The sequence below is a fragment of the Arthrobacter terricola genome (assembly GCF_004354015.1).
Lineage (GTDB): Bacteria > Actinomycetota > Actinomycetes > Actinomycetales > Micrococcaceae > Arthrobacter > Arthrobacter terricola.
This window is the reverse complement of record NZ_SMRU01000067.1, coordinates 1-7,086: the sequence shown is the minus strand read 5'-3', so window position 1 is coordinate 7,086 and position 7,086 is coordinate 1. Positions and strand designations below refer to the sequence as shown.

Sequence of the window (7,086 nt, the reverse complement as noted above, 5' to 3'; positions counted from 1 at the left end):
ATCAACGGCTGCGGGTCCTGCGAGGGCAACGCCCCGGTGCAGGAACTGGGCGAACTGAAGACCTGCACCCGCGCGGGCACGCAGTGCGGCTCGTGCGTGCCGATGCTCAAGAAGCTCCTCGAAGGGGAACTGAAGAAGTCCGGGATCGAGGTCTCCAAGGCCCTGTGCGAACACTTCGCGCTCTCCCGCCAGGAACTCTTCGACGCCATCCGCGTCCTGGAACTGGACTCCTTCGAAGAGATCCTGGCCAAATACGGCACCGGCGCCGGCTGCGACATCTGCAAACCCACCATCGCGTCGATCCTCGCTTCGCAGAACAGCGAATACGTCCTCGGCGCCGGGCGCGGCACCTTGCAGGACACCAACGACCGAGCGCTGGCCAACATGCAGAAAGACGGCACCTACTCGGTGGTGCCCCGCATCGCCGGCGGTGAAATCACCCCCAAGGGTTTGGGCGTGATTGCCGCGGTGGCCGAAAAGTACGGGCTGTACACGAAGATCACGGGAGGCCAGCGCATCGACATGTTCGGGGCCCGCCTGGAGCAACTTCCGGAGATCTGGAAGGAACTGGTCGACGCCGGGTTCGAGTCCGGCCAGGCGTACGGCAAGAGCCTGCGCACGGTGAAATCCTGCGTCGGTTCCACCTGGTGCCGTTTCGGTGTCCAGGATTCCGTGGCCATGGCCATCAACCTGGAATTGCGGTACCGCGGGCTGCGCAGCCCGCACAAGCTGAAGATGGGTGTTTCCGGTTGCGCCCGTGAATGCGCCGAAGCCCGCGGCAAGGACGTCGGCGTGATCGCCACCGACAAGGGCTGGAACCTTTACGTGGGCGGCAACGGCGGCTTCCAGCCTGCCCACGCCCAACTCCTCGCACAGGACCTCGATGACGACACCCTCATCGCCTACATCGACCGCTACCTGATGTACTACATCCGCACCGCCGACCGGCTGCAGCGCACCGCGCGCTGGCAGGAAGAGCTCGACGGCGGCCTGCAGCATGTGCAGGACGTCGTGGTGAACGATTCCCTCGGCATCGCCGCGGACCTCGAAGCCGCCATGGCTCGCCACATCGACACGTACCAGGACGAATGGGCGGAGACCCTCAAGGATCCGGAGCGCCTCCGCCGCTTCCGTTCCTTCGTCAACGCTCCCGACCAGAAGGACGACGCCATCGCCTTCGTTCCCGAACGCGGCCAGATCCGCCCGGCCACCCAGGAGGAAAAAGGCAGTGTCCTGATCTCCTCCGCCTCCATCCCCGTCCGTTCCGGCCTTGACTCCGCAGGTGAAGGGAAATGACCACCATGCAGCTCACCATCGACCTCACGGGCCGCGATGTCCTCGTCCTCGGCTCGGCAACGGCAGCCCGCCAAGCGGTCCGCCGCTTTGAAGCCGCGGGCGCCGTCGTCTACCGCTTGAGCTCCCCGGAGGGACTTGAGTCCGACGGCCCGTTGCCCGAGAAGCCCTTCCTGGTTGCCGCCGTCGACGACGGCCAGCCCGGCTGGGAGTCCCTGCTTCAGCGCTGCCGGGATGCCGGAATACCGGTGGCCACCGAGCCCGCCGCCGGGCCGGCAGGACACGTCACCCTCATCGGCGGCGGCCCTGGCACTCCGGATCTCCTGACGGCCGGGGCGCTTGCCGCCCTGCGCGATGCCGACGTCGTCTTCTACGACCGCCTCGCCCCCTACCAGGAGCTGCCCGCGCTGACCTCCGCGGAACTCATCGACGTCGGCAAACGCCCCGGCCACCACAAGGTCGCCCAAGGCGACATTGAACAATTGATGGTGGACGCCGCACTCGCGGGCAAGAACGTGGCCCGCCTCAAGGGCGGCGATCCTTATGTCTTCGGCCGCGGCGGGGAGGAAGTCGCCGCTTGCGTGGCCGCCAACGTTCCCGTGAAGGTCATTTCCGGCGTCACCAGCGCGATCTCCGTTCCCGCGGCCGCCGGCATCCCGGTCACCCACCGCGAAGTCAGCCACCTGTTCACCGTCGTCTCCGGGCATGCGCCTTTGACTGAGACGGAACATACGCATCTGGCGGGTCTTGGCGGCACTATCGTGGTTCTTATGGGCATCGGCACCCTCCCGCAATTGGTTGCCGGCCTGAGCCGGGCCGGGATGGACCCCGCGATGCCCATGGCCGTCGTCGAACGCGGTTACCGCCCGGGGCAACGCACCACCATCGCCGATCTCGGTACTATCGTCAACGCGGCCTCCGGCTGCTCCAACCCGGCTGTCCTGGTCATCGGCGAGGTGGTCCGGGTGGCTGAAGCCAACCGTAATCAAGCCGAATCCACCGCAGAACTAGACCGCCTCGCGGCTTCACTCCTTGAAGCCTGAAGGGACCCCCATGCCCACCCTGAATGCCCTTGAACCCGTCGACGCCGGCTCGCCATCGGCCACGCCCGGCCCCAGCGAAGAGGCGCCGCTTGACGGTTTCCGGATCGGCGTGACTTCCCACCGGCGTTCGAGCGACCTCATTGAAGCGCTCGAACGGCGCGGCGCCTCGGTGCTGCATGCCCCCGCCTTGAAGATCGCTCCCGTGCAGGAAGACCTCCTGCTCATCGAGGACACCCGGAAAATCATCGAAGCCAAGCCGGATATCTGCGTTGCCACCACGGCCTACGGCATGCGGCGCTGGTGCGAAGCGGCTGATTCCTTTGGCATCGGGGAACAGCTCCTCGAGGTCCTCGGCGCCTGCCGGATGTTCGTGCGGGGACCGAAGGCCCGGGGTGCCGTCCGCGCGGCCGGGCTCGCCGACGTCGGGATCAGCAGCGACGAAACCACCGCCACGCTCGTGGACATGCTCCTCCAGGAAGGCGTGCGGGGGAAGACCGTTGCCGTGCAGCTTCACGGGTACACCGACGTGCGGCAACTGGAGCGGCTCCGCATGTCCGGCGCTACTGTCCTCACCGTCACCCCGTACCGCTGGGTCAAGCCCGACGGCGAGGACAAGCTTCCGCGCCTCATCGAGGCGGTGTGCAGTGGAGACTTGGACGTGCTCACCTTCACGAGCGCTCCCGCGGTGGACGCCATGTGGAGCACGGCCCACGAGATGGGCATGTACCGCCAACTGATCGAGGCGCTCAAGACCCAGGTGACGGTTGCCGCCGTCGGGCCCGTTACCGCCCAGCCGCTGGTCGACGCGGGGCTGTCGCCGCTGATCCCGGACCGGTACCGTATGGGTGCCTTGATCCGCCTGGTCACCGAACATTTGTCCCTGAACCATGTACGCCGGCTCGAGACATCCGCGGGAAATATCGAACTGCGTGGCCGGTGCCTGCGGATCGACGGCAATGTGGTGGAACTGGCCCCTGCTCCGCTGCTCCTGCTGCGCGCCCTCCTCGGGGCGGGTGGTGCGGTGTTGTCGCGCGAGGCACTCTCCGACCTCCTGGAGCTGCGCGGATCCGTCCACGCCCTCGACATGACTGTCAGCCGCCTGCGGTCCTCGTTGCCTGACGGGAAGCTCGTGGAAACCGTGGTGAAGCGGGGTTACCGCCTCCGCGTCTAGTGTGATCTAACTCATTACCACCGGGTAACCAGTAGGGAACGGACGCCCGCTGTCCTGCAACAACGGGGAAACACGGCCGAAAAACCGTTGGCCTACGCTGGGCAACAGCACCACCTCAGCGAAGGGAACATCATGCCCATCACCCCGCCTGCGAACCCAATCCACCTCGTCATCGTCGGGGCCGGACCCGCGGCCCAGTCGCTCATCCGGCAATTCACCCTGCGAGGGCTTACGGCGCCCGATGCACCACACGGTGTCAAAGAACCCGTGTTCACCATCACCATCCTGAGCAACCGGGACGATTGCCCGGAAGCCCTCCTCAGCCTGGCCGCCACACCCGGCGTGTCCATCCGTTTCGGTCAGGCCGCCACGTTCATCGATGCGGAGGCCCGCACAGTGACCACTGCTGAAGGCCTCGATTTCACCTATGACCAATTGGTGATCGCCACCGGGTCCGCTCCGGTGCTCCCGCCGGTCCGGGGCGCCTCCAGCGGCCTGAGCTATTCCACAATCGACGACGCCGAACAGATCGGCACCGCGGTGACGGACATCGTCAAGCAGCTTGGTCGTCGGCCTTTGGGCATACTCGTGGGGACCGGCCCTGCGGCCGGCCAGGCCGAGGCGGTGTTGCGCACCCGCGGTGTCCGGCCGATCCGCACCACGTTGCGCCCGGCCGCCGTCATGCCCTCCGTCGCGGGTTCCGCCCTGCCGGCCACAGGAATCGTGTTCGACGACGGCAGCACCATGAACGCCGACCTCGTTGTCCTCGCGGAAGAACGGATTCCCCGTGGCAGCCTCGCCGGCACCGCCGGCGTGCAGACAGCTCCCGACGGCGGCATACGGGTCGGGCGCGATTTCGCCACCTCGGTCCCGGGCATTTGGGCGATCGGCGACGCAGCCTCACGTGACGGCCTGCGCCTGGGCCTCGTGTTGTCCTCGGAAGCCGCGGCGGCCTCTTGTGCAACCCGTCTCGTGGACGACGCGAGGATCCGGATCGTGGGGGAAATGCTGCCGGAACAAGCAGTCGACGCCGCCGCCTGACCGCTTTCTGACCGGTGCCGCTCCGTGACCTTCGCCTCCGTCCGGGCAGCCTCCGCGCCGCCCGGACGGTGTGGCAAGATGGTCATTTGACGAGCCGCGGAAGCGCGGCCGTAAAGCCACCGGCCCGCCACGGAAGGACCGCAATGAGCAACGAAGCCCCGGCCGCCGCAATCAACACGGCAAGCATCGCGTCTTACATAGACCACACCCTCCTTAAGCCTGAGGCCAGCGAGGCCGAAGTGCTGCGGGTCTGTGCAGAAGCGGCCGACTACAAATTCAAGTCGGTCTGCGTCAACCCGATCTGGGTCAAGACCGTGAAGAAGGCGCTCAAGAGGTCCGGAGTCCTCACGTGTTCGGTAGTTGGGTTCCCTTTGGGTGCCACGCCGAGCGACGTCAAAGCCTTTGAGGCTCGGGGCGCGGTCCTTGACGGCGCGGACGAGATCGATATGGTGATCGATATCGCGGCAGCGCGCGCCGGTGACAAGGGCGCACTCGTGGACGACATCACGAAGGTGGCCGAAGCTGTTCATGGCGGCGAAGCCATCTTGAAGGTCATCATCGAAACGTCGCTCCTGACAGATGAGCAGAAGGTTTTGGCGTGCCAAGCAGCTGTTGAGGCCGGAGCGGATTTCGTCAAGACCTCCACCGGTTTCAATGGCGGAGGCGCCACCGTTGAGGATGTGGCCCTCATGCGTAAGACGGTAGGCCCGGACCTTGGTGTCAAGGCTTCCGGCGGAGTGCGCTCCTTGGCCGATGCACAGGCTATGATTGCTGCTGGTGCAACACGTATTGGTGCGAGCTCCGGAATTGCCATCGTCAAGGGTGAACAGGGTTCATCCGCGTACTGAAATATTGACGGGCGCCGGCAGCCGCCTTAGTTTTTGAGCCCTCCGGGGCCAAGGAGGAAAGCATGTCCCAGAACGCCAACAGCAAGGTCGTCGAGAAAGAGAACCCCCTCGGCACGTCCATCCTGCTCTTTGTGATCATGATGGCCCTGTTCCTCGGCGCCATCTACTCGCTTTCCTTCCTCACCCTGGACAACCCCTGGCCGATGGCTGTTTGCCTGGGCCTGTTCGCCCTCGCTTTCTGGATCCCCCAGACCATCCTCGGCCGTTCCAACTCGGCTGGCGAAAGCTAAGAACCAAGAAACTTATGAGAAGGGCTGTTTCCCGGATTTCCGGGAAACAGCCCTTTTTCGTCGGGCAGCCTGGATGCGCTTGCATTGCGTGCCGAAGGGGCTTGAGTTGTCTGGTTCTAGGCTGGTTTCCGTAGTTGTGGTTGCTCGTTTGGTTGTGGTTGGTGGTTTGGTTTGTGTTGGTGGTTCCAGTCGTCCCAGTTGTAGAGGGCGGCGGTTTCGAAGGGTGAGATTTGGGCGTCCGGGTCCGGGGTGTGGGGTGTGCCGGGCAGGGGCGGGGCTGTTGATTCGTAGCTGTGCCCTGTGGGGGTAACGAGTTCGAAGGCATGCCTGCGGCCGGGCCGTGGTTTTCGGGTGCGGGTTGACCAGCCGGGGAGTTCTTTGGTGTGGTTGCAGGCTTCGCACAGTCCTGCGCCGTTGTTTTGGCTGGTGGTTCCGCCCAGGTGCCAGGCGAGGATGTGGTCCAGGTGCCTGATGGGCGCGTCGCAGTAGGGGGTGCGGCAGGTGTTGTCCCGGACCTGGATGAGGCGCCTCAGCCCGGGCGGGAAGAGCCTGGCCTTCGAATCGGCGGCGGCGAGTTCCCCGCTGCCGGGCGCGGTGAACAGCCGCCGCAACCACACTTTGAAAGCCGTCTCGTCTGATGGGGAATCCTCCGGCCCGCGGCGCCGCGCACCGACGACCGCGGAGTGCACGGCCCCCTGGTCGCGTTGCCGGCTGCGTCTGGTCTGGCGGGCCTGACCGTCTTTGCCGGTTCCGGATCGGCTTCTCCGTCCGGGACCGGGTTTCTGCCCAGTCTGGCCGGAAGCGTCACCGGATTCTTGCCCGTCTCCGGTTCCGTCGTCGTGTCCGGTTTCGCCGTTGTGTCCGGTTTCGGGGTGGTTTTCGGTGGGTCCGGGGTTGGTGAGGAGGGTTCTGGCCCAGGTGGCGGGGACGATGCCGTAGCCGGGGATCCTTGCCGGTTCGCTGTGGCCTTGCAGGAGGGTGCGGTCGGTCATGACGAGTTGGAGGTCGATGCCGGTGATCCCCGCCCGGGTCCCGGTGGTGCGTTCGACCAGGGTGTCGGCCATGACTTGTCCGCGGGAACGGGCCTCCCCGCCCGCGGACGAGCGGAGGGTGTCTGCGTGGCGGGACAGGGCGGCGTGCACGGCCACGCCCTGGGCCACGGGCAGCAGCGCTGTCAAATAGGTCATGGTGTCCGGGGCCGGGCGCAGGCTGACGTGCCGTTCGGTCACGGCGCGGGCGGCGCGGCGGGTGACGGAGGCCGGGTCACGTCGGTACGCGGCCGCCCGGGCGGCGGCGATGACCGCACGGTCTCCGGCACCGTTGAGGGTTCCGGTGTCGGGGGCCAGTTCGGCGTCGACACCGGCGCGGTCCACGGCAGTGAGGCAGGCGGTTTCCTTCAC

Annotated in this window: 7 protein-coding genes; 6 read left to right on the top strand and 1 reads right to left on the bottom strand. The window is 66.3% G+C overall.

Annotated features, from left to right (window positions below; genetic code table 11):
- The 6 genes from E1809_RS25940 to E1809_RS25915 all read left to right on the top strand — a co-directional run.
- The coding region (locus E1809_RS25940) for a (2Fe-2S)-binding protein (protein ID WP_205754346.1) at window positions 1-1,296 on the top strand (1,296 nt) is incomplete at its 5' end.
- A 5-nt stretch (window positions 1,297-1,301) separates the two neighbouring features.
- Window positions 1,302-2,336, top strand: a complete 1,035-nt coding sequence (gene cobA, locus E1809_RS25935) for a uroporphyrinogen-III C-methyltransferase (RefSeq protein WP_133207098.1) — start codon at window positions 1,302-1,304, stop codon at window positions 2,334-2,336.
- A 10-nt stretch (window positions 2,337-2,346) separates the two neighbouring features.
- Entirely contained in the window at window positions 2,347-3,507 is a 1,161-nt protein-coding gene (locus E1809_RS25930; protein ID WP_205754345.1) for a uroporphyrinogen-III synthase, read from the top strand.
- Window positions 3,508-3,639: 132 nt separating this feature from the next.
- Window positions 3,640-4,548, top strand: coding sequence for an FAD-dependent oxidoreductase (locus E1809_RS25925; protein ID WP_133207097.1), 909 nt, complete (start codon window positions 3,640-3,642; stop codon window positions 4,546-4,548).
- A gap of 143 nt (window positions 4,549-4,691) precedes the next feature.
- Entirely contained in the window at window positions 4,692-5,396 is a 705-nt protein-coding gene (gene deoC, locus E1809_RS25920) for a deoxyribose-phosphate aldolase (protein WP_133207096.1), read from the top strand.
- Between the two features lie 62 nt (window positions 5,397-5,458).
- Window positions 5,459-5,686, top strand: a complete 228-nt coding sequence (locus tag E1809_RS25915) for a hypothetical protein (RefSeq protein ID WP_133207095.1) — start codon at window positions 5,459-5,461, stop codon at window positions 5,684-5,686.
- 116 nt (window positions 5,687-5,802) lie between these two features.
- Here the strand turns inward: E1809_RS25915 and E1809_RS25910 are convergent.
- Window positions 5,803-7,086: HNH endonuclease (locus E1809_RS25910; protein WP_133207094.1), on the bottom strand; the 1,284-nt coding region annotated here is incomplete at its 5' end.

What these genes read in the sequence shown, in the direction of transcription:
- cobA (WP_133207098.1), top strand. Translation starts at nt 1,302, where the DNA reads ATGCAGCTCACCATCGACCTCACGGGCCGCGATGTCCTCGTCCTCGGC.
- E1809_RS25930 (WP_205754345.1), top strand. Translation starts at nt 2,347, where the DNA reads ATGCCCACCCTGAATGCCCTTGAACCCGTCGACGCCGGCTCGCCATCG.
- E1809_RS25925 (WP_133207097.1), top strand. Translation starts at nt 3,640, where the DNA reads ATGCCCATCACCCCGCCTGCGAACCCAATCCACCTCGTCATCGTCGGG.
- deoC (WP_133207096.1), top strand. Translation starts at nt 4,692, where the DNA reads ATGAGCAACGAAGCCCCGGCCGCCGCAATCAACACGGCAAGCATCGCG.
- E1809_RS25915 (WP_133207095.1), top strand. Translation starts at nt 5,459, where the DNA reads ATGTCCCAGAACGCCAACAGCAAGGTCGTCGAGAAAGAGAACCCCCTC.